The organism is Hymenobacter sp. BT18, from assembly GCF_012273015.1.
In the GTDB taxonomy this organism is placed as follows: Bacteria; Bacteroidota; Bacteroidia; order Cytophagales; family Hymenobacteraceae; genus Hymenobacter; species Hymenobacter lutimineralis.
In genome coordinates this window covers 511,390-536,640 of the sequence record NZ_CP050954.1, presented here as the reverse complement: position 1 = coordinate 536,640, position 25,251 = coordinate 511,390, and the positions used below count along the sequence as shown (strand labels likewise).

Here is a 25,251-nt window from a genome sequence, read left to right as displayed (position 1 = left end):
GCCGGTGAATTCCAGAAAGTGCGGGGAAGAGCGAGCGGCCGCTATACCACCGAGGTGGCGCTGGCCGGGGCTACTTTCACCGCCGATTCGCTGCGGGCAATGCCGTATACCACCAAGCCAAAGCCGATTTTATTGATGGCATCCGCAATGTTGTACAGCAGGTCCAGGTCGTGGGGGCGCAGCAGGCCGGCACCATCGGGCCCGAGCCAGCCGCCGGGCATGGCCATGTAGCCAATGGGGTAAATAGCCCAGCCCACCAGAATAAACCAGGCCAGGGCCCGTACGCCCTTCTGCACGGCTACCGAGTTGGAGGCTGCCGCCAGCTGGGCCACCTCACCCATCCAGGCCGAGTACAGAATGTACACATAGCCCACCGTGGAAAGCGTGCCCCACAGTACGGAGTGGCTCATGGAGCCATCGGTAAAGGCTTCCCCGATGTAGCCGAACACCAGCATGATGACGGCCGCTAGAATCAGTTTCCAGAGCAGGGAGGCTTTGGCCCCGGCCGCCCGTACCAGCAGGTAGAATTCCACCACCATGAGCGGCACGGTCAGCGTCCAGTCGATGTAGCGTAGGGCAACGGGCGTTTCGTGGGTAGTTACGTAGTAGTCGCGCATGTAGTAATAATGCACGGCGGCGATGCCCGTAATCAGGCCCGAAACCAGCAGCGACGTTTTCCACTTGTCCGTAACAGTGCTGCGCTCAAACAGGAAGAATACCGAGGCCGCGGCCATGGCCATGTACCCCGTGAAAAAGGTAAACGCCACTGGGTCGTCTACGGGAATGCGCATGATGTCGAGTAATACCGTTTGCATGGGGTAAAGGGTTGAGGGTGAGAAAGAATTTACCCTACATTAAGAAAGTAGTATGTTTTAATGTTTAACCTTTTGCTGTAAAACATTCAACAAAAAAATAAAATAAGCTCCGCAGCCGGTGCCACGGTAATTTTCGGGCTTCGGCGGATGGAGTTTGCCCTACACAAAAGCGGGTCAGAACCAGCCATTGCCTGGTTCTGACCCGCTTTTGTGTAGGGCCGGCTACTTAGTTTTGCTACCGCACCCGGTAGCCCCGCAGGGCGTAGTATAGCAGATAGGCGTAACACAGGGCCGGCAGCACGAAAGCCACCCGCAGGCCGCCCCCGTGGGTAGCTACCCAGCCCATGAGCAGGGGGACCACAGCCCCGCCTACAATGGCCATAATCAGGTAAGAGGAGCCCTGCTTGGTGAGTGGCCCCAGCCCTTTGATGGCTAGCGGGAAGATGACGGGCCACATAATGGAGTTCATCAACCCGCAGAGCACAATCAGCCACAGGGCGGCCTCGCCCTGGGTGGCAATGGAGGCCAGCACCAGCCCCACGCCGGCGGCGCATACGGCCACGAGCAGCTTGCGGGCATCCCAGCGGCTGAGCAGCGGGATGCCCACCACCCGGCCCACCAACGAGCCAAACCAGTAGGAAGCCACCAGCACGGCGCCTACGGCCTTGGTGAAGCCCGCCGTGGTATCGATGGGAGCGGGGGCCTGGCCGAGCAGCACGGCAATGAAGTTGACGGCCACGTTGAGGCCCCGCACCAGGGCCTGGGTGAAGCCGCTCAGCTGGCTGATGCCCTGGGCCTCCCCGTAGCGGATAAGAAAGGACCCCAGCCCTACTTCCACGCCCACGTACAGGAAAATAGCTACTACCCCCAGCACCAGATGCGGATATGCCAGGGCCGAACGGCGGCCGGCGGCAGCTGGCAGCACGTCGGCTTCTTCATCGGCAAAAGTTTCCAGCTCGGGCAGCTTCAGCAGGGCAAAGGTGCCGGCCAGCACTGCCAGAAACACGGCCAGCCCGATGTACGGGCCTTTTACCAGAGTGGCTTCCTCGGCCAGGCGCTGGGCAGCGGGCATAGCGGCCAGCTTGGCTTTGAGGGCCACCGAGCCGCCAAACAGCAGTATGCCGCCCAGCAGGGGCGAGAGGGTGCCCCCGAAGTTGTTGGCCACGCCCACCACGCTCACCCGACTGGCGGCCCGACTGGCCGGCCCCAGAATGGATACGTAAGGGTTGGCTGCTACTTGCAGGAGGGTAATGCCCGCGCCCAGTACGCTTAAACCCAGCAGAAACATGCCAAACGTGCGCGAGTTAGCGGCCGGCACAAACAGCAGCGCCCCGGCGGCCATCACCAGCAGCCCCAACACAATGCCGCGCTGGTAGCCCAGCTTGCGCAGCACGTAGCCCGCCGGCAACGACATCAGGAAGTAAGCCCCAAAAAACGCGAACTGCACCAACGACGACTGCAGATCGGTGAGCTGGCACACGTCCTTGAGGTAGGGCATGAGCACGTCGTTGAAGTTGGTGACGGCTCCGAACAAGAAGAACAAGCTCGTCATGGCCAGCATGGGCAGGGCGTAGGAGCGAGCCGGCGCGGTAAGGGTGGAGGCGGAAGCAGAAGAACGAATGGGAGCAGCCATGCAGGGCGTAGTTGAAAGGAAAAGCCGGCCTGCAGGCCGGCTAAGCAATGCTACGGAGTTTTTGGGAGAACTAGGCTTTGACTAGCCAGTTTCCAGCCCCGGCTTTGCAAGTGCCCGGTACAGGCCCGGCAGAAGCTGGTTTCCTCGTCCGTGGGGTTGCCTCCTTCGGCATCACGCATAAAGCAGGTGCGCGTGGTGCAGTGCGGCAACCCCTGAGTGTGACCGATTTCGTGCAGGACGACCTTGTAGAACTGCGTGCTTAGGTTGCGCCGCTTCAACCGGAAGCTGGAAATTACGCAGGCGCGGCCCGGGCAGTAGCCCAGGCCCATCACCCCCCAGTCGCGCACCCCATTCTTGGTGGTGCTGATATCCTGCTGGGTCAGGCCAATGACCACGGTATCGGGCTGGTGCCGCCCAACCAAAAAGTGCAGCAGGGAGTCGGCGCGGTAGCGGTGGCGTGGGGCATAGTAGGCCGACCTGGGCAATGCCGCCGCCGGCCGTTGCACTACCAGTGGATACAGGCGTTGGATCTGGCGGTGAACGGAGTCGAAGAGTGGGCTGGGAAAGCCCCGGAACGGCTGCAGAACCAGCACCGGCCGGGTAGAGGGCCGCAGTCCGCAGCTGCTCATCAGCAAGCAAATGATGACTGGGAAAAGAACAGCAGGCCGCACGGACTATGCCTCAGCAGAAAAAGCCGCCGGCCGCAGAAACCGCCAGATAAGCACCGCCCCCAGTGCCCCGGCCGTTGGAGCCACTACGTAAAGCCACAGGTGCTCCAGGTGGCCCGACACCAGGGCAGGGCCGAAGGAGCGGGCCGGATTCATGGAAGCCCCGCAGATGGGGCCCGCAAACATGGCTTCCAGCAGCACCACCGAACCAATGGCCAGTCCGGCAAACAGGCCCTGCTCCCGGGAGCCCTGGGCCACGCTCAGAATCACCAGCATCAGCAGAAAGGTAAGCACCAGCTCCAGCACCAACGACTGCCCCACGGGCCCGGCCGGCAGGGTGGCGCCCAGCAGAGCATTACCGGGAAATAAGTAGCGCAGTAGGGCACTGGCCAGGGTGGCTCCGGCCAGCTGGCTCCCGATGTAGGGCAGCACCTGCCCCCACGCAAAAGTGCGGGCTGCGGCAAAGGCTACCGTTACGGCTGGGTTGAAGTGTGCTCCTGAGATGCCGCCCAGCGCGTAAATCATGGCCATGACGATTAGCCCGAAGGTAGTAGCCACACCCACGTGGGTGATGGCGCCGTGCGTTTCCTGGTTGATGACGATGGCGCCGGTACCGCAGAATATAATGGCAAAGGTGCCCAGCGCCTCGGAAACGTATTTCTGCGGAAAACTCATGCGGCAAAGGAAAAAGTAAAGCAGTGCTAACCTAGGCAGGGAGAGGAAGCGCCGGGCCGCGGGAACGGCGAAACGGCTCGGCAGCGGCCGGAAGATACTGCCGCCGCTGGTTCTTGCGCTGCCCCGCCCCGGCCCTCGGTGCTGGGTTGCTGGGCAACAATGCCGACCTTTGCCTTATCGTTTCCCCTTTTTCCTCCGCAATCAATGGCTGACAACCGCCGCTCCGCCCCGTTCTATATGACTGCCACCACCCAGTTTGGGCTGGAAGAAGTGCTGGCCCAGGAGCTGCGGGACCTGGGCGCTAAAGTTGAAAAAGTAGGCACGCGGGCCGTGGAGTTCACCGGCAACAAGCAGCTGCTCTACGAAGCCTGCCTGTGGTGCCGCACCGCCATGCGCATCCTGCGGCCCTTCGCCGACTTCTATGCCCGCGACGAAAAAGCCCTGTACCGGGAAGTAAGCCGCCTGAACTGGCAGGACTACCTCCGGCCCGATCAGACCTTCGCCATCACGGCCGTGGTGAACAAGTCGTCGTTTGAGCACTCCCTGTATGTGGCCCAGCTTACCAAGGATGCCATTGTGGACCAGTTCCGCAACCGCCTCGGGCACCGCCCCAGCGTGGACGTGAAAAACCCCGACATTCGCCTGCACCTGCACATGATTGAGAACGAGGTGGTGCTCAGCCTCGATGCCTCCGGCGAATCCCTGCACAAGCGCGGCTACCGCCAGCAAACCAATGTGGCCCCGCTCAACGAGGCCCTGGCCGCCGGCCTCATCCTGCTCAGTGGCTGGGACGGCCGCAAGCCCTTCATTGACCCCATGTGCGGCTCCGGCACCCTGCTCACCGAGGCGGCCCTCATTGCCCAGCGCATTGCGCCCGGCCTCTACCACCAGGGCAAGTTTGGCTTCGAGAACTGGCCGGACTTCGACGCGGCCCTCTGGGAATCGGTGCAGCTGGACGCGCGCCAAATGCGCCTGGAAGACCCCCAGGCCTACCTGGCTGGCTCCGACCTGAGCCGGGAATACATTGAGCTGGCCCGCGAAAACGTGGCCGCCGCCGACCTGGAAGACTTTATCCGGCTGGGCGTGCGCGACGTGAAAGAGGCAAAAGCGCCTGCTAAGGAAGACCCCGGCATTGTAATGATGAATCCGCCCTACGGGGAACGGATTGGGGAGGAAGCGGAGATGGAAGCCCTCTACAAAACCATCGGCGACACGCTCAAAACCGGCTTCCAGGGCTACGACGCCTACGTGTTTACCGGCAACCTGGAGGCCGCCAAGCGCATCGGCCTGAAAACCAGCCGCCGCATCCCCCTCTACAATGGCCCAATCGACTGCCGTCTGCTCAAGTACGAGCTCTACCAAGGCACCCGAAAGGCAAAGCAGGAGTAATGTGTCAAAGGGAAGGTAGCCCGAAATCCAACCCGTCTTAGCGGGCTGGCCGCTGCATTATCTGGGCCAATACCATGTCCAGCAGGGCCGGGCCTTCGGGGGCGTAGAGGAAGCTGTGGCCGCCGGTGGGCTGGGACAGAAAATGCCACTGCCGGGCCTGGGCCTTGTGCTGCGCGTAGATGGCAGCCACCTTTGGGTAGGTGTACAATTGGTCGTCCTCGGCGTGCAGGGAATACAGGGGGGAGCCGCGCCGCAGCTGCCGGAATTTCAGTGGCCCCAGGGCGCTAGCGGGCAGCGCCGAGAGGGCAAAGAAACCGGCAAAGCCCTTGGGCGACTGGCAGGCAAACCAAAAGGCCGCCGTGCCGCCGTTGGACATACCGCCCAGGTATACGCGGCGGCTATCCACGTGGTAACGCTGCTTTACCTGGGCTATCATCTGGTGCACGTTGTCCAGAGCTGCCCGCTGCTCCAGCCAGCCAAAGGACTGGCGGCCGAAGGGGTACAGCACCAGGGCGTTTCGGGTGGCAGCAATGGCAAAAATGGGTTCCTGGGCCACACCCGGGTCAGCAGCCTGAAACTGGGTGGTAGTGGCCACGCCGCCGTGCAGATACACAATGAGGTCGGTGGGGCGGTCTGGCTGATAGGTGGCGGGCACGTAGACCAGGTAGGGTACCTGCACGGTATCGACGGGAGCATAGTACAAGGCAAAACCGGGCCGGGCGGGTACAAAAACACCTTGCTGCGCGGGCACGGGCAGCGCCTGGCCCCGGGCCGTGCTTTGCCACACGGTGGCTACGCGCTGTGTTTCGGTGGTGTGGCGCGCGGCGGCTTGCCGCATATTGGTCAGGAAGCGGGGCCAACCGGGCAGGGTGTGCAGGCTGCGCAGGCTTTCTTCCCGGGCCATGTTGTCCACGTCGCGGGTGCTGATGGAAAGGTGGGGCTGCCGCGAGAGTAGCAGCAGCCAGCGCATAGCCTGGGGTTGCCGGCCGGGGCACTGGGCGGCGGCCCCGGCCCCGGCGTACAGGTCGAACGGGCCAGCCTGGGTGCTGTCGGCAAAGGCCTGGGCAAAGGTGGCAGTGGCCTCGCAGTAGTTTTTCTGACTGAGCTGCTGGGCGGCCGTTTCCAGCAGCTGGGCGTAGGAAACTGATTGGGCGCGTACGCCCGGGGTGAACAATAGCAGGGCCAGCAGAACGCCAGCGGACAGAACACGGGGCATATGCATAAAGGAAGGGTTTATAGACCTCAGATGCCGCCCGGGCAGCCGCCGTTGCCTGTCGCGCCAGGAATTTGCGGCCGCGGAAAGCTTGCCGTTAGGCCGGAAGTCGTTTCCTGAACGGCAGTTTTCCGGTAACCATCCGCTAACTTGCCCGTTCCCGTCAACATCCCCTTACCCATTATGAGCAAAACCCTGTTTTACCGGCTCCTGCTGGCGGCCCTGCTGCTGCCGCTCTGGGCGGCAGCCCAGGCTCCGGCCATTACGCGCGTGAATCCAACCAACTGGTTTGTGGGCATGAAAAACCCCAACGTCCAGCTGCTGGTGTACGGGCCCAATGCGGGCACGCTTACCTATACCATCACCTACCCCGGCGTGAAGCTGACGAAAGCCAGCACCGTCGAAAACCCCAACTACGCCTTTCTGGACCTCACCATTGCCGCCACGGCCAAGCCCGGTAAGGTGAGCATTGTGGGCAAAAAAGGCGCGCAAACCGTGACGCGCACCTGGGAGCTGCTTCTGCGCAACCCCGCCGCCAAGGGCCAGGGCGTTACGCAGGCCGATTTCATTTACCTGGCCATGCCCGACCGGTTTGCCAACGGCGACCCCAACAACGACAAGGTGGCCAGCATGGCCGACCCCAACGCCGACCGCACCAACCCTTTCTACCGCCACGGCGGCGACCTGCAGGGGGCGGCCCAGCGCATCGGCTACCTCAAAGACCTGGGCGTGACGGCCGTGTGGTTTACGCCCGTGCTCGAAAACGACCAGCCGCTCACCAACGAGGGCGGGGCCATGCGCTCGGCCTACCACGGCTATGGCTTCACCGACCACTACCAGATAGACCGCCGCCTGGGTGGCAACGCGGCCTACAAATCCTACGTGCAGCAGGCCCACGCCGCCGGCCTGAAGGTGGTGCAGGATGCCGTGTACAACCACGTGGGCATCAACCACTGGTTTGTGCGCGACTTGCCCATGAAAAGCTGGCTGCACCAGTGGCCCACCTACACCAACACCAGCTACCGCCAGCAGCCCATCACCGACCCGCACTCCGCCTACATCGACCGGAAGGTGACCCTGGATGGGTGGTTTGTGCCCTTCCTGCCCGACCTCAACCAGCAGAACCCCTACGTGGCCAACTTCCTGATTCAGCACGCGCTGTGGTCAGTGGAAACGTTTGGGGTAGATGCCTGGCGCATCGATACCTACATGTATAACGACCAGCCCTTCATGAACCGCTGCAACGCGGCGCTGCTGCAGGAATATCCCAAGATTCACATCTTCGGGGAGTCGGCCGTGAATAACGTGGTGGACCAGGCCTACTATGTGCGCAACAAGGTGGCTTTCCCGTTTAAGTCCAACCAGCCTGGCGGACTTGATTTCGTGGTGGAAAACGCCATGCTGGCCGGCCTGCGGGAAGTAGGCGGCAAAGATGCCACCGGCTGGGACAACGGCACCCAGCGCCTCTACCAGGCCCTGGCCCAGGACGGCCTGTACGTAGCCCCCGAAAAGCTGGTCACCTTCCTCGATAACCACGACCACAACCGCTTCCTCTCCGAAGTAGGCGAGGACATCAGCAAGTTCAAGATGGGCCTTACCTGGCTGCTGACCACCCGCGGCATCCCGAGCATGTACTACGGCACGGAGATTCTGATGAAGAACTACAAAGACCCCAGTGATGCCGAGGTACGCCGCGACTTCCCCGGCGGCTGGCCCGAGGACAAGGAAAACAAGTTCACCGCCGCCGGCCGCAACGCCGCCGAAAACGACGCCTTCAACTTTGTGCGCACGTTGGCCACCTATCGCAAAACCCATCCTGCGCTTAGCTCGGGCAAGCTGATGCAGTACCTGCCCGAAAATGGCCTTTACGCCTACTTCCGCTACGATGCTACTGGTACGGTGATGGTTGCCACCAACAGCACCGACAAACCCGCTACCCTGCCCACGGCCCGCTTCTCGGAGCGCATGAAAGGCTTCACCAAGGCCCGCAACGTGCTGACGGGCGAAACCCTGAGCGACATCAAAACCCTGCAGCTGCCCGCCAAAACGGCCGTGGTGTTGGAGTTGATGAAGTAGTAAATCACTGCGCCGTCATGGCGCGGTGGCCGGCCTGATCGACGTCTCAGTGTTCTTTTACCAGAAAGCCCTTTTCCGTGAGCAACGGAAAAGGGCTTTCTACTTCCAGGCGGCTGGGTGCCTTACCGGATGGATAGTTGTGTCCTCGCCGGGACAATCCGTGTCTTAGCCCGCGTACTGCTGGCAGGCGGCCACGCAGGCCCGGCAGGCTTCGGCGCATTGCTGGCAGTGGTCGTGCTGGTGCTGGCCGCACTCGTCGGCGCACTTCTGGCAGATTTCGATGCACTCTTTCAGCACGTGCTTGGCGTGGTCGGAGCCGCGGGCAATGAAAGCGGCGGTGAGGCGGCAGATGTCGGCGCAGTCCCGGTCGAGGCGGATACAGGGCACCATCATGTGCACGTGCTCCTCTTGCAGGCAGGCAGTGGCGCATTGCTCGCAGGCGGCCGCGCAGCGGCTTAGGGCATCGAGTACGGTTTGGTTTTGGGTAGCGGAGGCAGGGGATGTAGTCATAAGGTAGGTGAAAATTCGGGAAATGAATACCTCCTTCGTTGTACGGGGCTGAGAGCCAACCGGCCGTGCAGGATTTGCGCGCCAAGGTGCACCATTCCCGCCCGCCCGTGGTTATCTTACGTCTTTCACTCCGCCTCGATTAGCCGTATCTTTACCCCATGTTATTTGCTGCCGAACCCCTCGCTCCAACCCTCGAATCTGCCCGTCGCGTCCTCAAGCAATACTACGGCTACGACACGTTCCGGCCTATGCAGGAGGATATCATCGGGCACATCATGGCGGGGCAGGATACGGTGGTGCTTATGCCCACCGGCGGGGGCAAGTCGGTGTGCTTCCAGGTGCCGGCCGTGGTGCAAGAGGGCCTCTGCGTGGTGGTTTCGCCGCTCATTGCCCTGATGAAAGACCAGGTGGAAGCCCTGAAAGCCAACGGCATTGCGGCGGCCTACATCAACAGCAGCGTGGGCCAGAGTGAGCAGCAGGCCATTACCGGCGAGGCCCTCAACGGCTACCTCAAGCTGCTGTACGTGAGCCCCGAGAAGCTTTTGTCGGAAGGGTTCTTGACGTTTATGAAGCGCCTGCGCATCAGCATGTTCGCCATCGATGAAGCGCACTGTATTTCCAGCTGGGGCCACGATTTCCGGCCTGAGTATACCCAGTTGCGGGTGTTGCGGGAGCAGTTCCCGCGCGTGCCCATCATTGCCCTTACCGCCACCGCCGACCGCCTCACCCAGCGCGACATCCAGACGCAGCTGCGTCTGCAGGAGCCGCGCGTTTTCCTTTCCAGCTTCGACCGGCCCAACCTCAACCTGATTGTGCGCCCGGGCCAGGACCGTGTGGGCGGCATTCTGGAGTTTCTGGAGCGCCACCCCGGCGAGGCCGGCATCATCTATTGCCTCTCGCGCAAGCAGTGCGAAACCCTGGCCCAGAAAATCCAGGCCAAGGGCGTGAAGGCCGGCTACTACCACGCCGGCATGACGTCCAACCAGCGCGGGGCTGTGCAGGAGGCGTTTTTGAAGGATGATTTGCAGGTGATTGTGGCCACCATTGCCTTCGGCATGGGCATCGACAAGAGCAACGTGCGCTGGGTAATTCACTACAACCTGCCCAAGAACATTGAGGGCTACTACCAGGAAATCGGGCGGGCCGGGCGCGACGGCAGCCCCGCCACGGCTGTGCTGTTTTACTCCTTTGCCGATGTGATGAGCTTGCGGGAAATGTTGTCCAAGGACGACCCCAAGCTCACCCAGCTCAACCTCACTAAGCTGGAGCGTATGCAGCAGTTTGCCGAGGCTGCCAGCTGCCGCCGCAAAATCCTGCTCAACTACTTCGGCGAAACCCTGCCCCAGGACTGCGGCAACTGCGACATTTGCCGCAACCCGCCTACTACCTTCGATGGCACCGAGCTGGCCCAGAAGGCGCTGTCGGCCGTGGTGCGGGGCCGGGAGCGGATGAGCCTGACCCTGCTCATCGACGTGCTGCGCGGCATGCGCAACCAGGCCGTGCTCAGCGGCGGCTACGACCAGATCAAGACCTATGGCGCCGGCCGCGACCTGCCTTACCTGGACTGGTACAGCTACATCCACCAGATGCTGAACGACGGCCTGCTCTACATTGCGTATGAGGAAGGCTACGCGCTGAAAATTACGGACCTGGGCCGGGAAGTGCTGCAAGCCCAGCGGCCCGTGCCCATGAAGAAGTTTCAACCCACCGAAAAAGCCGAAAAGCCCACCAAAGGCCGTAAAGGCGCTGCGGCTGCCGCGGCCAAAGCTGCTCCCGCCACGCGCGAGGCCCAGCTGTTTGAAGCTCTCCGTGCCCTGCGCAAGCGCATCGCCGACGAGCAGGGCGTGCCGCCTTACGTTATCTTCACCGATTCCACTTTGCAGGAAATGGCCGTGGAGCGCCCCGTCAACCGCACAGCTATGCTCGCTATTTCGGGGGTGGGTATGAAGAAGTTTGAAACCTACGGGGAAGCCTTTATCCGGGAAGTGCTGGCCCACGGGGGTAACCCCGCTGCCCTGGCCGAGCTGGACGAGGATGCCGAAGAGTTTGAGCCCGAGCAGCCTAAAGCCCCGCGCACCCGCCGCCCAAAGGAAACGGTTGCTGCCACAGCGGCCGCCTCCGCCGACGTGAACGGCACGATGGAAACCACTTTCCAGCTGCACCGCATGGGCCTGAGCGTGGAGGCCATTGCCGAGCGGCGCGGCCTGGCCGTGGGCACCATCCAAACCCACCTGTCTACACTATTTGGGCGGGGCTACGAGCTGCGCATCGAGGACTTCCTGAAGCCCCAGGAGCTGGTCGAAATTCAGACGGCCCAGGCTCAGCTCGGCAACAGCCCCATGCTCCGCGACCTGTTCGACCACCTGCGTGAGAAGTACGACTATTTCCGCCTGCGTTTGGCTTTGATGTATTTTAAGAAGCTGCGCGGGGAGTAGGCACAAGCAGCGAAGCTAGGCGCGGGCCTCACCACCAAAAGGCGGTAGTCTACCAGCAGAATGAGCATCGGCGCGGGGCGTAAACAGCCCGCCCCGATGCTCAAAAAATATTTGCTATATCCTATCATAAGAATATACGTGCTGCGTTATGCACCAGCATACCGGCTTAGCCACCTATATCTATGTTGTCACCCGTTTCCGTTGCGCGAGTTATGCAGCTCCTGGCGGGCGCGGGCGTGGTGGCCTTCACGGTGCTGATGGCGACCAAAGTGTGGCCCTATTTATCCTTGGAGCCGGGCATTCACTTTCTCACCACTAAGTCCGACGCCACCAACGAAAGCATCCTGTTTCGGGTAGGTTTTTACGTGCACATCACCAGCAGCCTGTGGGTGCTGGCGGCCGGGCTGCTGCAGTTCTTTCCGCAGTGGTTTCGGGGGCGGGCCACCTGGCACCGCAGGTTGGGCAAGCTATACGTAATAACCATTCTGGCCCTGGCAGCGCCATCGGGGCTAATACTCGCCGCCTTTGCCAATGGCGGGCTGGTAGCCAAAGTGGGCTTCACGCTGCAGTGCGTGGTGTGGTGGCTAAGTACCTGGCAGGCCTACCGTCTGGCCCGGCAGCGCCGCTGGGAAGCCCACACGGAGTGGATGATTCGCTCCTTCGCCGTGACCTTGGCCGCCATGAGTTTGCGCCTGGAAAGCTACGGCCTCTTTTACCTGTTTGGCACCAAGCCCATCGAAACCTACCTCACCGTTACGTGGCTTTCCTGGACGGGCAACCTGGTGCTGGCCGAAGTGCTGGTGCAGGCTGGGCTGGCCCGCCGGCTGCTGCGAAAGGCGCGGTTTACGACTCTCGTAGGCCCGCGGGCCGAGGCCGTAGCGGTGTAGCCCGCCGTCGGCTGCTTTTGGTGCATACTGGTTGCTGACCAGGGTAAAAAGCAGCGCATCAGGTTAGCATCCACTTTTTCAAGTTATACCATGAAACTGCTTCTGATGCTGGTGGCCCTGGTAGCTGCCACGGCGGCTGCCCCGCCTGCTAAATCCCCGAAAGCCGCTCCGGTCCGCACCAAAACGGCCGCCAGCTCCCAGAGTCTGTTCCGCCAATTCAACCTGGCACCCTTGTGGCACCTGCACGCGAAAAAAGCTGAGGCCCAAACAATGCTGGGCTGCATGGGCCCGCAATACCGCCGCCTGGACATCGTGTATAAACAATTGCGCCGCGACGGCAAGAACCCAACCGTCTACCACGTAGAAGGCAAAAGCCGGGAGCGGGAGCGGATTATGCCCTTTCGCGGCACCATCACCCTCACATCCATTCGCAAAGTCAAGCCGGAGGTCAGGGCTTCGGACTTCAAAGCGCTGGCGCACTACAAGGTTACGGGCCGGTTTCGGCTAACAGAAAGCCCGGCCGAAGAAGGCGCGGGCGTATTTACTGGCACGCTGGCTATGACCTTTTCGCACACTGCGGTGGGGCTGACGTACATGCCGGCTCGGGGCGAAGAATTCGGCTTTATGACGCCTGGTGAGGGAGCCACGTTCACCAGCCAGTGGGCCAGTGCCGCGCACCCGCAGCCCGTAAAGATTGTGTGGGCCAGCAACTTTATGGATATTGCCCATACCGTCATGGACCGGTTTTACATTGGCGACCGGGGCATGCACATCAACCCCAAATACGCCCGGGTAGGCTGGAACCGCTATTGGGAAAACGAGGAATGGTGGGCCGAGGCCGAAGAACCCGTTTTATAATTGCTCTACGTACGTTTTATCTAATCGACTTATGCCAAAGCGCATCCTGCCTTTCGCGCTGCTGGGCCTGCTTGCCTGCCAGCAGCAACCTGCCAGTACGCCAGCCGCTGCTACTGCCTCGGCTACCACCGAAACTGTACAGACCGCGCCAGCGGCTCCGTCAGCCGTTAGTAACAGCGCGACTTCAGGCCTATCTATCAATGAGCTGAAGTTTTTGAAGGAGTATAACGTTGCCAGCCTGATTGCTAAGGAACCTGATGACCATGAAATTATGAATGGTTTCTACGGCCCTGACCACTACCGCATAGAGTTTGCCATGTTAAAGGTGCGGCAGGATTCAGTTAATCCAGCCCATTACTTTGTGCAGGGCAAGAACCGGTACAAAAAGGTTGTTACGCCGTTTTCGGGTGAAATTATGCTCACGCAGCTAACCAACCAGCCGAAGATGACGGTGCCCAAAGGCGAGAAGGGAAAGGGCTGGCGCAAATACGTAGATGAACAGAATCAGCTGAATGCCTACGTGGCGCTTGGGAAGTTTACTTTCACGGAGGCTGCCGGCCACAAAGGGGCTGGTACTTTCTCCGGCGACGTGATAGTTGAGTTCTTAGTATCGGAGGAAGGAGAGCTAAGTGCCTTCTGCCGAAATCGGCAATTTAATTCTCGCGGCGGCGAAATATTGTTTGACGGGAAGTGGACGAACCCCGACACCCAGCAGCAAAAAGCAGTAGTGTGGGTTAGCAACATTATGAGCTTCCGACAGGACGTCTTCGCCGAATTCACGATAGGGGAGCGGGACCCGGATTTTAACCCGAAGTATGCCAAGCTGGGCTGGGACACGTACTGGCAGAACGACGAGTGGTGGGCCGAGCCCGGCGCACTAAAAGCGGAGGACTCAGCAGAAGCAGGTGTACAGGCAACAGAACTGGCCAGCACCGATAGTCTGTAGCTGCCATAAAATTTTTAGCAAAAATTTCAGCTAATTGAATTAGTATTCGCGTAGTGGGGTTCGTATCTTCGTGAGCCGGTACTTGCTTGTCTTTGCAGCGTTTTCCCGGCTCCTTTCTGCGCAATGATTAATACCAATCTAAAATTCTGGCGGCGTGAACTGAGCCTGACCCAGGCTCAAATGGCCGAAAAACTGGGTATCAAACGCTCCCTGGTGGGCGCCTACGAAGAAGGCCGCGCCGAGCCCAAGCTCACCACCCTGGTGAACATGGCCCGGCTGTTTGGCATTTCCCTCGATCAGCTGGTCACCACCGATTTTAGCAAGCGCAAGAACGCCAAGGCCGCGCAGCAACTGCAGCAAGCCCAGGCGACTACGCTGGCCGAAACAGCGGCCTCTGGCCGGCCCAATGGCAACCTGCGCATCCTGGCCCTCACCGTTGACAAGGAGCAGAACGAGAACATTGAGCTGGTGCCTCAGAAGGCTGCTGCTGGCTACCTCAATGGCTACGCCGACCCCGAGTACCTGGAGGAGCTGCCCAAGTTCCGCCTGCCCATGCTGGGCAATACCGGTACCTACCGCGCCTTTGAAATTGCCGGCGACTCTATGTTGCCCATTGCCAGTGGTACCGTCATTGTGGGCCGCTACGTGGACGACTGGCTGAGTCTGAAGGATGGCACGCCCTGCATCGTGGTCAGCTCCAAGGAGGGTATTGTGTTTAAGCGCGTGTTCAACCGTCTTAAGGATGGCGCCATGCTTTCCCTGCACTCCGACAACCCCCTATACTCGCCCTACGAAATCGACGTGGAGGACGTGGTGGAAATCTGGGAAGCCAAGGCTTACATCAGCAGCACTTTCCCCATTGCCGACCTTTCGCTCACCCGCCTGGCCAGCATCGTGCTCGATCTGCAGCAGCAGGTAAGCACCATGAAGAAAGCCTAAGCGGCGCGGCAAGGCGTAAGGTGATGATAAAATTGCGGATGGCGCACCTCCGCTGAAATGCTAAAAAGCCCTTACCCGTTGCGCAACGGGTAAGGGCTTGCTGTTTCCATAAATTTGCTTGATACAGAACGAGCCGGCTTGCTTCATGCTGCTGCAAGGGCGGGGCATACGAGGTCATGCTTAACCTCCCGCTGCTTACCCGCGTAAGCCTATGCATCACTATCAACTCCTGACTTCGATGCTTAAGCTTATTCCCGCAACCGACCGCCACCACGCCGCGCCCGTGCACTGGCTCAGCAGCCACTTTCTGTTTAGCTTCGCCGACTACTACGACCCCCAAAATATTCACTTTGGGCCCCTGCGCGTGTTCAACGACGACGTGATTCAGGGCAAATCGGGCTTTCCGCAGCACCCACACTCCGAAATGGAGATTGTAACGCTGGTGCTGGAAGGGGAGCTTTGCCACGCCGACACGATGGGCAACAAGTCGACCATCAAAAAAGGGGAGGTGCAGCGGATGACGGCCGGCACGGGGCTGGCGCATTCTGAGCAGAACGATAAGGACGACGCAGCCCACATCTACCAGCTGTGGTTTCTGCCCAACCAGAAGGGCTTGGCGCCCAGCTACGAGCAAAAGGATGTGGACTTCCTCGACTCCAAAAACGAGCTGGTGCCGCTGGTATCGGGGCAGAAGGTACTGGAAGACGTGGTATACATGAACTCCAACAGTACGGTGTACTGGTGTAATCTGGCGGCCGAAAAGACCGTCACGTTCAAGACGTTTCCCATTCGCAACACGTTTGTCTACGTGAAAGAAGGCACCCTGTACATCAACGGAGTGGATATGGGCACCAACGACCAGATCCGCTCCACCGATGAAAACGTACTGGAAATCCGCGCTTCCAAGGATGCTCAGTTCATCCTCATCGACTTGCCGGCCAGCGAAGCCAACTACTAAGCTGCATAAGCTCAACCTTTCGGCGGGCTGACAGTAAGCATTTCTACTGTTAGCCCGCCGTTTCTTTTCCCATATGCTTACTGCATTCCCCAATCAACTAGTGCCCCAAGATGAGGCAGCGCGCCTGCGCACCCTGCATCTGTACCAAATAGTAAACACCGCCCCGGAAAAGATTTTTGATGACTATGTGGCCTGGGCCGCGCAGCTGTTTAACACGCCAATTTCACTCATCTCGTTTGTGGACGACGACTACGTGTCGTTCAAGGCCGTGGCGGGGGCCGAGGGAGTGCCCGGCTTGCCCCGCACGGAAAGCATGTGCTCGGCCGCCATTCTGCCCGACGTACCCGTCGTCACGACCGACTACAAAGCCGAAAGCTGCCAACTCATCAAGCCTGACGTGGCGCAAGCTATGGGACTGAACTTTTACGCGGGCTCAGCCCTGCGTATGCCCGACGGAGCCCGCATTGGCATGATGGCCGTAATTGGCCGGGAGTTCCGCACCCTTTCCGCCGATGAAGAAAGCGTGCTGGTACGCTTGGCCGACCTAGTGAGCCGCACCGTGGAGCTGCGCTTTCAATACCTGCAGGCCCAGCTGCCCGCCGAGTGGGAAGCCGCGCAAGACGAGCTGTCTGAAACCCTCGACGATAACGCCGCCCTCACACGCTACCTCAGCTCCCGCAACCACGGCATCAACCTCGATGACGACGAAGTGCTGGACCTGGTAGTGCGCCGCCTCAACGGTATGGAGAAAGTGCTGACCCGCCGCCTGCGCGACGTGCCGCAAGCGATGTAGCAACCTCGGCTGCGCCCATTAAGCCAGTGCAGTACTACAACAAAGCCTCCCCGTAACTGGAGAGGCTTTGTTGTAGTACTGCACTGGCCGCCGGATTACATCGTGTACTTGCGGCCTTTGTTCTGCTGTTTCAGGTAGGCCATCAGGGGCTGGAAGTATTCGACCATGGCGCGGGCCGAGAGGTCTTCGCCGGTTTTCTCCTTGAGCACGGTGCGCCAGTCCTTGCTGGCGCCGGGGCGCATAATATCGGCCAGGAAAGCGCCTACTTCCTTGCTGCCGTAGTAGTTGGTGGCGTGCGGGTCCTGCTTGAGGATTTTCTTGCTGATATGGTCGTGGAGCTGGAACAGGATGACGTAGCTCAGGGCGTAGTCGTAGTACTGGGCGGGGTCGTCGTTGATGTGGGTTTTGGTGGCGGGGTCGAGGTACTGCTCGCCGCGGCCCGCCGGCGGTACAATGCCCTGGTACTGCTTGGCCAGCTCCCACCAGCGGGCGTTGAGCTTGTCGGCGGGCAGCTTGTCGGCGTAGAAGGAGTTTTCCCACTCACTCATCACGCCCGAGGCAAACGGGATGAACACGGCGTAGTTGAGGGCTTCCTTCAGCAACGTCTGGGTCTGGTCGGTTTTGGCGTTGGGGTCTACCAGACCCAGGCCGGCCAGGAAGGGCTTCTGGGTGGCCGCGAGGCCCATCAGGCTGCCCATGGCCTCGTGATAGGCGCGGTTGGCGCCGCCGCGCAGGAGCACGGGCACATCGGGGTTGGTGTAGGTGAGGTAGTAGTAGATGTGGCCCAGCTCGTGGTGAGTGGTTTCGTACCACTCGGTGTTACCCTCTACGCTCATAAGGCTGCGCACGTCGTTTTGCAGGTCCATATGCCAGGCCGAGGCGTGGTTGTTCTTCTTGTACGTGGCGCCCTTAGGCAGCGGGTACAAACTCGACTTCTCGTAGAACACCGGTGGCAGTGCCGGGAAGCCCAGGCTCTGGTAGAACCGCTCGGCCTGCTGCACCTGCCACTAAGCGCCCTTCTTCGCCAGCACGGGGTCCAGGTTTAGGCCTTTCACATCGACCATGGCACTCCAGTCCTGACCCCAGCGGTTGGGCAGCCAGGAGGCAGGCAGGTAGTCCGGCACCTGCTTTTGCTTGTATTTCTTGGCTAGCTCGTAGCGGGCATAGGTGTGCAGCTCGCGGTAAAGGGGGCGCAGCTCCTCGTTGATGCGGCGCACCAGCGTCATCATCTCCTCCCGGCTCATGCCGTAGTCAGAGGCCTGGTAGCTGAAGTAGTCGGGGTAGCCCAGGGCCTGCACGGTTTGGTTGCGCAGGTCGCGCAGGTTCAGCAAGCCACCTTTGAGCGTAGGGCCGATGGCCTTGCTGGCTTCCCAGATCTGCTGGCGCTTGAGCGGGTTGGTTTCCTTGCGCAGCAGCTCGTCCAGGTCGTTCGTCGTGACGGACTTACCCTGGTACTTGTAGTCGAAGCCGTAGAGCTTTTCGGTTTGCTGGGTTTCGGCCTTGATGCGCGCCTTTACTACATCGGCAATGGTCTGGGGCGAGTTGGCGGCGTTGTAGAGGGCCGTTTGCAGCTGCTTTACATGCAGGTCGCTCAGCTCGGCTTTATGCTCCAACAGCTCGCGCAGGCGCTGAATGTTCTGCACCGAGCCCGTGAAGGCGGCCATCCGCTCGTTGGCGCGGGCCGTGGCTCCGGAGTTAGCGGTGTCGCCGGCCACAATGTGCGTATTGGAGCGCCACTCCGCCTCCGCCGACTGGGTGTAGAGGCGTTGGTACTCGGCCGAGTAGGCTTTCAGGAATTCATCCGCCTGCTGGCTCCAGTTGGGCGCGGCCGGGGCGGCTACGGTTTCGGCGGGTGGGGCAGGAGTGGTGGCTACGGGGGCTTTGGCCGTAGGGGCGCAGGCCGCCAGCAGCGTAGCCGTGAGGATGGGAAGGAGGTTCTTGTTCATTCAGGAATAAGAAATGAATCGTAAATCGGGTGGACCGCTAAGATACGTATCCGCCAGATGTTGCCTGGTTTTGGGTTCCAGTCGCTTCGCTCACCAAGGAACTGGGGTATAGCAGTGGCCCGCATCGGCAAAGAAAACCCCTGGCTCACCGAAGAACCAGGGATTTTCAAGAGAAACGAAGTTACTTAGGCAGCTTGCTGCTCTAGTAAGTGGCACTCCTTGTACTTTTTGCCGCTGCCGCAGGGGCAGGGGTCGTTGCGGCCAAACTTCTTGCGGGAGCGGAGGCGCTTGAGCCACTCGCGCGGGTCGGTGGCCCACTGGCGGAAGCGGCTGCGCGGGTTCTGGCGGAAAGCCAGCAGCAGCAGGCCGTATAACTCAGGATGTTCCTGCTGCAACTTCTCGGGCTTCTCGAAGAAGTATTCCGTGACCACGGCAAAGAACTCGGCCTCGTTGGTGCCCGCGTAGTCGTTGATTTCGGAGTTTCCGGCCCGAATAGCGGCAATTTCGCGCGCCATGACGGCTTCCCACTCGGGGCGCAGGGCGGCCGGAAAGGTGAGGGCCGGCACCCCGTCAATCACCCCGTCGGCTTCATCCAGCAAGTGGGCAAACTCGTGAATGCCCACGTTCTGGCGGTCCAACGAGTCTTTGAACCCCTGCTCCAAGGAGGACTTGGAGAGGTGCATGTAGTGGGATGTTTGGAAATTGCGCACCGAGCCCAGCAGGGTTCCCGCCAGAGGGGCGTGTTCCTTGTTAGGATCTTGCTTTTCCTGCCAGGCATCGGGCACCACCAGCACCTCGCTCAGGTTGCCGTACTCCCAGTCGGGGAAGCCAAACACCGGAATAATGGCCGAGGCCGCCACCAACAGCCGCGTCACGTCATCGATGTCGGTTTGAATGCCCGTTACACGTGTCTGGGCCAGAAATACTTGGATGCGCTGCTCAAAGCGGGGCTTGTCTTGCTCAGACAGCGAAAGGTAGAAAGCTACCCGCTCCAGCAGAATCTGGCGCCAAGCCTCCGGGAACTCCTTGGCTAGGGCAGCCTCTCTCGCACGGGCATCCCGCGTGGCGTACCGGTAAAAGAGAAAAACAACCAATGCCACGAAGGCCGCGAAAACAAGGTATTGCATGGGCCGCCTTAACGTAGGGAAGGAATGAAGGTTGGTGAAAGATTTTCTACTGAATAAACACTGTCATCCTGAGCATAGCGAAAGACCTTAGCACGCCTGCTGTTCGAGCGTGCTAAGGTCCTTCGCTGCGCTCAGGATGACAGGTGAAAACGCGATGATGCTGTTTTCTCTTACCGCCGCCGGCGCAGGGCCAGGTAATCGAGGTAGTAGAGCACCTTCACCGAAAGGGAGTTGTTGTGCGGGGTGTTGATGGTGTTATTGAAGTTGTCGAAGTACTGGGGCGTGGCCTGTTCGGCCAGCAGGTAGGTGTTGCCGGCATTTTTCCAGACAATATTCACCTGCGAACCAGGGGCAAACCACCAGCTGTACACCGCGTCCACGTTGAAGGCATTGTAGGTGTTGTCGCGGTTGCGGCGGTAGTCGGCCAGGAACTCCTGCCCATCTTCCTTGAGCACGGTGAAATCCTGGTAGCGCACGTTGCTGGTGTAGTGACGCACGCGCAGCGTAAACGACATGCGGTTGGTGAAGGTATAGGCCACCTGGGCCACGTTCGTAACGGTGGCTACGTTACGGCGGCCCAGCAGAATCTGGCCCCGGAAGGGCAGATCCAGCGGTTCATCGGCGCTGAGCCCCCCGTTCACGTAGCCAATCTGGTTGCGCTGTAAACTCCAGTCGAGGCTGTAGCGGAAGGTGAGGTGGTCGTTGACGCGGAAGCGCGGGTAGAACCCGGCGCGGTAGCGCAGGCGGCGGGGGCGCGGACCGGGCAGCCGCTCATCCTGGCTGTAGTAGGTAGCTCCGGCATTCACACCCACCGAGAGGCGCTTGCGCGTGTCGGAGTTCAGGAAGCCAATCCAGTCGGTGTTGGCCGGCACCCGCACGTAGTAGTCGCCCAGCGGGAACGTGCGCGGCTCGAAGAAGTCGTGCGACACGGGCACGTGCATAAAATCGTAGCCTACCTGCAGGAAGTTCTTCGTGAACGTGGTGTTGAAGCCGTTGTAGAAGTACATGTTCTGGTAGCGGGTGGGCCGATAGAGCAGCTGGTGGCCTACTTCCGAGTAGAAGTTCATGTTGTTTACCTTCCAGAAAGGCTTGAAGATGCGGTAGTTGGCATAGGCACTCTGCGTAATGTTATTGTTGCCGAACAGGATGCCCAGGTCGTTGGGGTTGTAGTGGTCCGACTCGATGCGGTGGTTGAAGCCCCAGGTGAAGTTTCCGCTGATTTTGCCCACGCCTACGGTATATTTAAAACCGTTCTGGTCGTCAATGGGCTTATCAGAGCCGAACTGGGTGCCGCGCCGGCGCGAGTACACGAGGCTGCCATCCACGGCGTAGGAGTTCTTTTTGTTGGCGAAGCGGAACAGGCCGCCCGTCACGTTGGCGTCGTAGGTGCTGCCCCAGCGCGTTACGTTGGTGTTGATCAGCGACACGTAGGAGTTGTTTTTCAGGCTCTGGTCCAGCACTGCAATGTTGTAGTTGCTGAACGGCTGGGTCAGGACTTCCCGCTCTTCGCCGCTTTCGGTGTTGCGCACCGTGGCGTACACGTCGTTGCTGAGGGCATTGAACAGCCCGATGCCCAGGCCCTTGCTGGTGCGCCCCGAAATCTTGGTGGCGTTCAGCAGGCGGGTTTCGGCCGGGTTGCGCACGAGCTTCTCGTTGTCGGCCAGCCCCACGCCGTAGAACCCTATGGGCGTAGCGCCCACGCGGCGGGAGTAAAACAGGTTGCCCTTGTTGAAGAGCTCAGTTCCTTCCGTGAAGAATTGGCGGTTTTCCTGAAACTGCACCTCGAAGGGGGAGAGGTTGAGCACCTGGTTGTCGCTCTGCACTTGCCCGAAGTCCGGCACCAGCGTGGCATCCAGCGTGAAGCTTTCGTTGATACCCCACTTTACATCCGCGCCTCCGTTGAAGGAAGTCGTCGTGCGGCGGGTGCCCTCGGCGTTCAGCGGGTTGTGGTTCACGTAGCCCGATATATAGGGCGTGAGGGATAGGCGCAGCGGGGGCTTCAGGCCCTTCAGCCCGGTCAGCTCACCCCACTGGTTTACGAAACCATCCACTTCCGGCTTCACCTCACTCCAGAAAAAGCCTTGGCGCAGGGCCTGGCGCTGGCGCATAAACTGCAGGCCCCACTGCTGCACCTCGGCCGTGCTGAAGCGAATGGCCGAGTAAGGAATCCGCATTTCGGCCACCCAGTCGGTGCCGCGCTGGGCGGTGCGGGCGTCCCACACGGCGTTCCAGGCAAAGTCCTCCCCACTGGCCGGGGAGTAGCGCGCATCGGCCTGCACCCCGCCCGCCGTCACAATAAAGCCGTAGCCGTTGAGCTTGTCGTGGTAGGTATCGAGGAAGATGCCGAAGAAGTCGGTGTTGGGCAGGTTGTCGCGGGCCGACAGCTCCCGCTTGATGGAGTCGGGGGCCACGTCGTGCATAATGGCACCCACGTAGATAGCCGCGTCGTCGTAGAGAATGCGCACCTCGGTGGGGTGCTGCTCGTGGGGGCCGGGTTTGGGTCGGTTCTGGATGAAGTCGGTAGCCACCGGGGCCTGCTGCCACATGGCTTCATCGAGTACCCCATCCAGCTTAATGGCTTCGCTGATGCGCACGGCCTGCAGCTGGCGCTTGGGGGCAGTAGCGGTCGGGGCGGCCGCAGCGGGGGCAGTTTGGGCCCCAGCCCGGGGTGCCCCAAGCCCCAGCAGCGCCAGGGCGAGGAGAAGAATAGTACAGGTTTTCATAGCGCAGAAAGGTTGTGAGAGCAGCGGGTATTGACGAAGAAAGCGGACGGAGGCTGCAGGCCTTGGCCAGCCAGCCAATCAGGTAGTAAGTCTGATCGGGCGTGGAAACTCTCGTTCGTGGAAATGGTTACTTACGCCGGCGAAAATAAATGTCGCTGCTGATGGATTCGAGCTGAACGAGCGGGCCATTGTTGCCCAGGTTGCCGCGTAACTGGTAGCCAACCAAGGGATTGTCTTTGCGGTTGCTGAAGGCTACATCGTGGTCGGTGTACACTTCGCCGGTAATGGTTTTCAGCGCCAGCTCCGCCGAGGAAGCGGCCCAGGTCACGTCCACGAAGCCACTGATAGACTTGGCCTCGATAGCGCCGGATAGGCCCTGAATATCTATGTTGCCGCTGATGGTCTTCACGCACAGCGTCACGCCGGGCGGCACGGTAATGTCATATTCCACGTTCAGGCAAACCCGGTAAGAAACGTTTTCCTCGGCGGTAGTGGTCGTGCCTTTCTTGCGGCCCACGTAGTTGTCGCCCCACTGCGTGCCCCCATCCGGGCAGTCTCCGGCTGGGGCGTTGCGCAGCATGGTCATGTCCAGTTCGGAGTTGAAGCGCACTTCTTCCGCCGATTGGTCCTGGGTGAGCTGCAGGGCATCGTTCAGGCGGTTCTGGTTGATATCGACGGCCGCTTTCAGGGCCATTTTGCCGGCCGCGCCCGCCCGAATACGGATGTTGGTGGCGTGCTTTAGGTTGAGGTACACCCGCTGGCCCGAGCTAAGGGCGACGGATTTTTCTATGATTTTCTGGGCCTGAGCGGGCTGGTAAAGGCCGGCAGTCAGGCAAAGCAGGAGCAGAAATAGAAACCGGGACATGAGGTTTAGGAGTTGAGGTTGGAAGCTGTTTGAGAGGTAGGGTCGGGCTTACTTGGCCTTGCGCACGTAGATGTTGCCGCTCACCGACTTGAGCGAAACCGGGGTGCCACCGCCGTTCACGGTGCCGTTCACCACCTGGCCGCCCACGTGGTTCAGGTCGCCGGAGGTTTTGGGCAGGGCAATGTCGAAGTCGGTATAGATTTCGCCCGAGATGGAGCGCAGCTGCAGAGTAGCTTTGCTGGCGGCGGGCATGGTCACGTCCACGTCGCCGCTCACGGCCGAAATCGAGCTGGGCCCGGACCGCATCGTGGCGTAGCGCACCGTAATGTCACCGCTCACGCTGTTGGCTACCACCGGGCCGGCTACGTTCAGCAGCTTCACGTCCCCGGTTTTCATGTTCACTTCCAGGTCGCCGTTCACGTCCCGGATTTGCAGGTCGCCACCGTTCCAGTTGGTTTGATTGTACTCCACGGCCGTAGCGCGCGGCACCCGAATGACGTAGGTAGCTTCTTTGCGGGACGCTCGGGCAATGCGCACGGTGTTGTCTTGCTCGGTCACCGCAAGGCCGAGGTTGGTATTGTCGACGGCCGTATTGTATACGGGCTTCAGGCCCTCGGCCCGCTTGGGTGCCGGCTCGAAGCCGTTGCCGCGAATCACCAGCTCGTTGCCGTCGTAGCCTTCCACGGTTACGTCGGAGCCCTGCATGTCGATGATGACCTTGCGATCTTTGCTGAGCTTGGTTTTGTACTCCTGGGCGTGCAGGGAAATAGTGGCAGCCAGCAGGCCGCAGAAGGTGAGAATAAGGGGCTTTTTCATAAGAGCTTGTTGGAAAATGAGGGCAAGGAGCAGCCCGCCGGACTCGCACGTTCCGATAGCCAGGGGCTGCCTAAGCAGTGAGAAAAGAAGGAAAAGGAAGCAGCAAGGGAGAAGTCAACTGAACCGCCCCGCCTGCTTGGTCAAATCAGTTTGCCAAGGCCGGCCTGAGCCTGGTCGCGCACCACCGGCAAGGCGTCCTTGCGGCGGGCCAGGCGCTGCAGCGGCGGCACAGCCCGCGGGTCGCGCAGGGCTACCATATATTCGATGAGCGTAATCTGCACGTTCGGATCCGTCTGGATGGGCAGGGAGTGCACAAAGGCTTCGGCTACGCGGGGGTCGGCGCGGAGGTGGAACAGGGCCTCGCAGGCGGCCACGCGCACGTTGGGGTTGGGGTCGAAGTTGAGGGTATTGATGAGCACCTGCACAGTTGGGTCGCCGGGAGCTAAATTCTGCCCTGAAGCCGTTACCAACTGAATCCGGTCGCTGGCGGAGGCGGGCTGGGAAGCCGTGCCAGCCAGGTTGGCGGCCAGTTGCTGGGCTGGGGCCGGGCTGTCAGTAGCGGTAGCGGCTAGGTCGGCATTTTGCCCGGAGGGACCAGGCAGGAAGCGGCCTAGCAGTACTCCGCCGGCTACCAGCAACACGGCTGCGGCCACGCGCAGCCACTGGCTAGCTACTGCTGCGGCCCAAATTGGTACTACCCGGGCAGGAGTTGGGGCTGCCGCTGCCGCTGGGGTCAGCAGGGCCTTTTGTTCTTCCAGCATGGCCAGAAAGTTGGTGCGCATGGCCGTGCGGGGCACTTCGGGCAGAGCCGCGTCCAGCTCGTTGCTCAGCGTCCGGAGCTGGCGAAGGTGAAGCTGACAGGTAGGACAAGCGGTAATATGAGCGGCTACTTGCTCGGTCTCAGCGGTCGGCAGGCTACCATCAGCGTAGGCCGGCAGCAGGGCTTCGTAGTCGTCGCAGGAAGTGAAGGTATGCATGG

20 protein-coding genes and 1 pseudogene are annotated in these 25,251 nt (G+C 60.7%); 9 read left to right on the top strand and 12 right to left on the bottom strand.

Annotated elements, in window-relative coordinates; all coding sequences use genetic code 11:
- Positions 1–41: 41 nt before the first annotated feature.
- The 4 genes from HER32_RS02325 to HER32_RS02310 form a co-directional block, all read right to left on the bottom strand.
- A complete protein-coding gene (locus HER32_RS02325) occupies positions 42–815 on the bottom strand; it encodes a bacteriorhodopsin-like (RefSeq protein ID WP_168680233.1) in 774 nt (257 codons plus the stop codon).
- Between the two features lie 235 nt (positions 816–1,050).
- Complete coding sequence (locus HER32_RS02320) at positions 1,051–2,448, bottom strand: sugar MFS transporter (RefSeq protein WP_197748861.1); 1,398 nt, start codon at positions 2,446–2,448, stop codon at positions 1,051–1,053.
- Between the two features lie 50 nt (positions 2,449–2,498).
- Positions 2,499–3,077 (bottom strand): Zn-dependent protease, encoded by a 579-nt coding sequence (locus tag HER32_RS02315; protein WP_168680223.1) that lies wholly within the window; start codon positions 3,075–3,077, stop codon positions 2,499–2,501.
- Positions 3,078–3,122: 45 nt separating this feature from the next.
- Positions 3,123–3,791 (bottom strand): aquaporin, encoded by a 669-nt coding sequence (locus HER32_RS02310; RefSeq protein WP_168680221.1) that lies wholly within the window; start codon positions 3,789–3,791, stop codon positions 3,123–3,125.
- 204 nt (positions 3,792–3,995) lie between these two features.
- Here HER32_RS02310 and HER32_RS02305 point away from each other — a divergent pair, with 204 nt between their 5' ends.
- Positions 3,996–5,180: a class I SAM-dependent RNA methyltransferase gene (locus tag HER32_RS02305; RefSeq protein ID WP_168680219.1), complete on the top strand. Its 1,185-nt coding sequence runs from the start codon at positions 3,996–3,998 to the stop codon at positions 5,178–5,180.
- Positions 5,181–5,217: 37 nt separating this feature from the next.
- On the opposite strand, the gene HER32_RS02300 is transcribed toward HER32_RS02305, so the two are convergent.
- Entirely contained in the window at positions 5,218–6,396 is a 1,179-nt protein-coding gene (locus HER32_RS02300; protein WP_168680217.1) for a dienelactone hydrolase family protein, read from the bottom strand.
- A 180-nt stretch (positions 6,397–6,576) separates the two neighbouring features.
- Between HER32_RS02300 and HER32_RS02295 the strand changes: the two genes are divergently transcribed.
- A complete protein-coding gene (locus HER32_RS02295; RefSeq protein WP_168683192.1) occupies positions 6,577–8,469 on the top strand; it encodes an alpha-amylase family glycosyl hydrolase in 1,893 nt (630 codons plus the stop codon).
- A gap of 165 nt (positions 8,470–8,634) precedes the next feature.
- Here the strand turns inward: HER32_RS02295 and HER32_RS02290 are convergent, their stop codons facing one another.
- Positions 8,635–8,979 carry a four-helix bundle copper-binding protein gene (locus tag HER32_RS02290; protein WP_168680215.1) on the bottom strand — a complete coding sequence of 115 codons (345 nt, stop codon included), beginning with the start codon at positions 8,977–8,979 and terminating at the stop codon, positions 8,635–8,637.
- Positions 8,980–9,137: 158 nt separating this feature from the next.
- Between HER32_RS02290 and recQ the strand changes: the two genes are divergently transcribed.
- From recQ to HER32_RS02255, 7 genes are all read left to right on the top strand, one after another.
- On the top strand, positions 9,138–11,414 hold the full coding sequence (recQ, locus tag HER32_RS02285; RefSeq protein WP_168680213.1) for a DNA helicase RecQ: 2,277 nt from the start codon (positions 9,138–9,140) through the stop codon (positions 11,412–11,414).
- 182 nt (positions 11,415–11,596) lie between these two features.
- Positions 11,597–12,301, top strand: coding sequence for a DUF2306 domain-containing protein (locus tag HER32_RS02280; RefSeq protein ID WP_168680211.1), 705 nt, complete (start codon positions 11,597–11,599; stop codon positions 12,299–12,301).
- Between the two features lie 90 nt (positions 12,302–12,391).
- A complete protein-coding gene (locus HER32_RS02275; RefSeq protein WP_168680209.1) occupies positions 12,392–13,159 on the top strand; it encodes a hypothetical protein in 768 nt (255 codons plus the stop codon).
- A 31-nt stretch (positions 13,160–13,190) separates the two neighbouring features.
- Entirely contained in the window at positions 13,191–14,105 is a 915-nt protein-coding gene (locus HER32_RS02270; RefSeq protein WP_168680207.1) for a hypothetical protein, read from the top strand.
- 123 nt (positions 14,106–14,228) lie between these two features.
- Positions 14,229–15,044, top strand: a complete 816-nt coding sequence (locus HER32_RS02265) for a helix-turn-helix domain-containing protein (protein WP_149069274.1) — start codon at positions 14,229–14,231, stop codon at positions 15,042–15,044.
- 211 nt (positions 15,045–15,255) lie between these two features.
- The gene (locus tag HER32_RS02260; RefSeq protein WP_232066340.1) at positions 15,256–16,002 is read left to right on the top strand and encodes a pirin family protein; all 747 of its coding nucleotides are present in this window, start codon (positions 15,256–15,258) and stop codon (positions 16,000–16,002) included.
- Positions 16,003–16,075: 73 nt separating this feature from the next.
- Entirely contained in the window at positions 16,076–16,795 is a 720-nt protein-coding gene (locus tag HER32_RS02255; protein WP_168680205.1) for a GAF domain-containing protein, read from the top strand.
- 95 nt (positions 16,796–16,890) lie between these two features.
- On the opposite strand, the pseudogene HER32_RS02250 reads toward HER32_RS02255, so the two are convergent.
- From HER32_RS02250 to HER32_RS02225, 6 genes and pseudogenes are all read right to left on the bottom strand, one after another.
- Positions 16,891–18,741: pseudogene (locus HER32_RS02250) on the bottom strand (M2 family metallopeptidase).
- A gap of 185 nt (positions 18,742–18,926) precedes the next feature.
- Entirely contained in the window at positions 18,927–19,868 is a 942-nt protein-coding gene (locus HER32_RS02245) for a M90 family metallopeptidase (protein ID WP_168680203.1), read from the bottom strand.
- A gap of 170 nt (positions 19,869–20,038) precedes the next feature.
- Positions 20,039–22,591 (bottom strand): DUF5916 domain-containing protein, encoded by a 2,553-nt coding sequence (locus tag HER32_RS02240; protein WP_168680200.1) that lies wholly within the window; start codon positions 22,589–22,591, stop codon positions 20,039–20,041.
- Positions 22,592–22,718: 127 nt separating this feature from the next.
- Complete coding sequence (locus HER32_RS02235; protein WP_168680198.1) at positions 22,719–23,456, bottom strand: hypothetical protein; 738 nt, start codon at positions 23,454–23,456, stop codon at positions 22,719–22,721.
- A 48-nt stretch (positions 23,457–23,504) separates the two neighbouring features.
- Positions 23,505–24,272 (bottom strand): DUF4097 family beta strand repeat-containing protein, encoded by a 768-nt coding sequence (locus HER32_RS02230; RefSeq protein WP_168680196.1) that lies wholly within the window; start codon positions 24,270–24,272, stop codon positions 23,505–23,507.
- Positions 24,273–24,412: 140 nt separating this feature from the next.
- A complete protein-coding gene (locus HER32_RS02225) occupies positions 24,413–25,249 on the bottom strand; it encodes a HEAT repeat domain-containing protein (protein ID WP_149069282.1) in 837 nt (278 codons plus the stop codon).
- Positions 25,250–25,251 lie beyond the last annotated feature (2 nt).

What these genes read in the sequence shown, in the direction of transcription:
- HER32_RS02325 (WP_168680233.1), bottom strand. Translation starts at nt 815, where the DNA reads ATGCAAACGGTATTACTCGACATCATGCGCATTCCCGTAGACGACCCA.
- HER32_RS02320 (WP_197748861.1), bottom strand. Translation starts at nt 2,448, where the DNA reads ATGGCTGCTCCCATTCGTTCTTCTGCTTCCGCCTCCACCCTTACCGCG.
- HER32_RS02315 (WP_168680223.1), bottom strand. Translation starts at nt 3,077, where the DNA reads ATGAGCAGCTGCGGACTGCGGCCCTCTACCCGGCCGGTGCTGGTTCTG.
- HER32_RS02310 (WP_168680221.1), bottom strand. Translation starts at nt 3,791, where the DNA reads ATGAGTTTTCCGCAGAAATACGTTTCCGAGGCGCTGGGCACCTTTGCC.
- HER32_RS02305 (WP_168680219.1), top strand. Translation starts at nt 3,996, where the DNA reads ATGGCTGACAACCGCCGCTCCGCCCCGTTCTATATGACTGCCACCACC.
- HER32_RS02300 (WP_168680217.1), bottom strand. Translation starts at nt 6,396, where the DNA reads ATGCCCCGTGTTCTGTCCGCTGGCGTTCTGCTGGCCCTGCTATTGTTC.
- HER32_RS02295 (WP_168683192.1), top strand. Translation starts at nt 6,577, where the DNA reads ATGAGCAAAACCCTGTTTTACCGGCTCCTGCTGGCGGCCCTGCTGCTG.
- HER32_RS02290 (WP_168680215.1), bottom strand. Translation starts at nt 8,979, where the DNA reads ATGACTACATCCCCTGCCTCCGCTACCCAAAACCAAACCGTACTCGAT.
- recQ (WP_168680213.1), top strand. Translation starts at nt 9,138, where the DNA reads ATGTTATTTGCTGCCGAACCCCTCGCTCCAACCCTCGAATCTGCCCGT.
- HER32_RS02280 (WP_168680211.1), top strand. Translation starts at nt 11,597, where the DNA reads ATGTTGTCACCCGTTTCCGTTGCGCGAGTTATGCAGCTCCTGGCGGGC.
- HER32_RS02275 (WP_168680209.1), top strand. Translation starts at nt 12,392, where the DNA reads ATGAAACTGCTTCTGATGCTGGTGGCCCTGGTAGCTGCCACGGCGGCT.
- HER32_RS02270 (WP_168680207.1), top strand. Translation starts at nt 13,191, where the DNA reads ATGCCAAAGCGCATCCTGCCTTTCGCGCTGCTGGGCCTGCTTGCCTGC.
- HER32_RS02265 (WP_149069274.1), top strand. Translation starts at nt 14,229, where the DNA reads ATGATTAATACCAATCTAAAATTCTGGCGGCGTGAACTGAGCCTGACC.
- HER32_RS02260 (WP_232066340.1), top strand. Translation starts at nt 15,256, where the DNA reads ATGCATCACTATCAACTCCTGACTTCGATGCTTAAGCTTATTCCCGCA.
- HER32_RS02255 (WP_168680205.1), top strand. Translation starts at nt 16,076, where the DNA reads ATGCTTACTGCATTCCCCAATCAACTAGTGCCCCAAGATGAGGCAGCG.
- HER32_RS02245 (WP_168680203.1), bottom strand. Translation starts at nt 19,868, where the DNA reads ATGCAATACCTTGTTTTCGCGGCCTTCGTGGCATTGGTTGTTTTTCTC.
- HER32_RS02240 (WP_168680200.1), bottom strand. Translation starts at nt 22,591, where the DNA reads ATGAAAACCTGTACTATTCTTCTCCTCGCCCTGGCGCTGCTGGGGCTT.
- HER32_RS02235 (WP_168680198.1), bottom strand. Translation starts at nt 23,456, where the DNA reads ATGTCCCGGTTTCTATTTCTGCTCCTGCTTTGCCTGACTGCCGGCCTT.
- HER32_RS02230 (WP_168680196.1), bottom strand. Translation starts at nt 24,272, where the DNA reads ATGAAAAAGCCCCTTATTCTCACCTTCTGCGGCCTGCTGGCTGCCACT.
- HER32_RS02225 (WP_149069282.1), bottom strand. Translation starts at nt 25,249, where the DNA reads ATGCATACCTTCACTTCCTGCGACGACTACGAAGCCCTGCTGCCGGCC.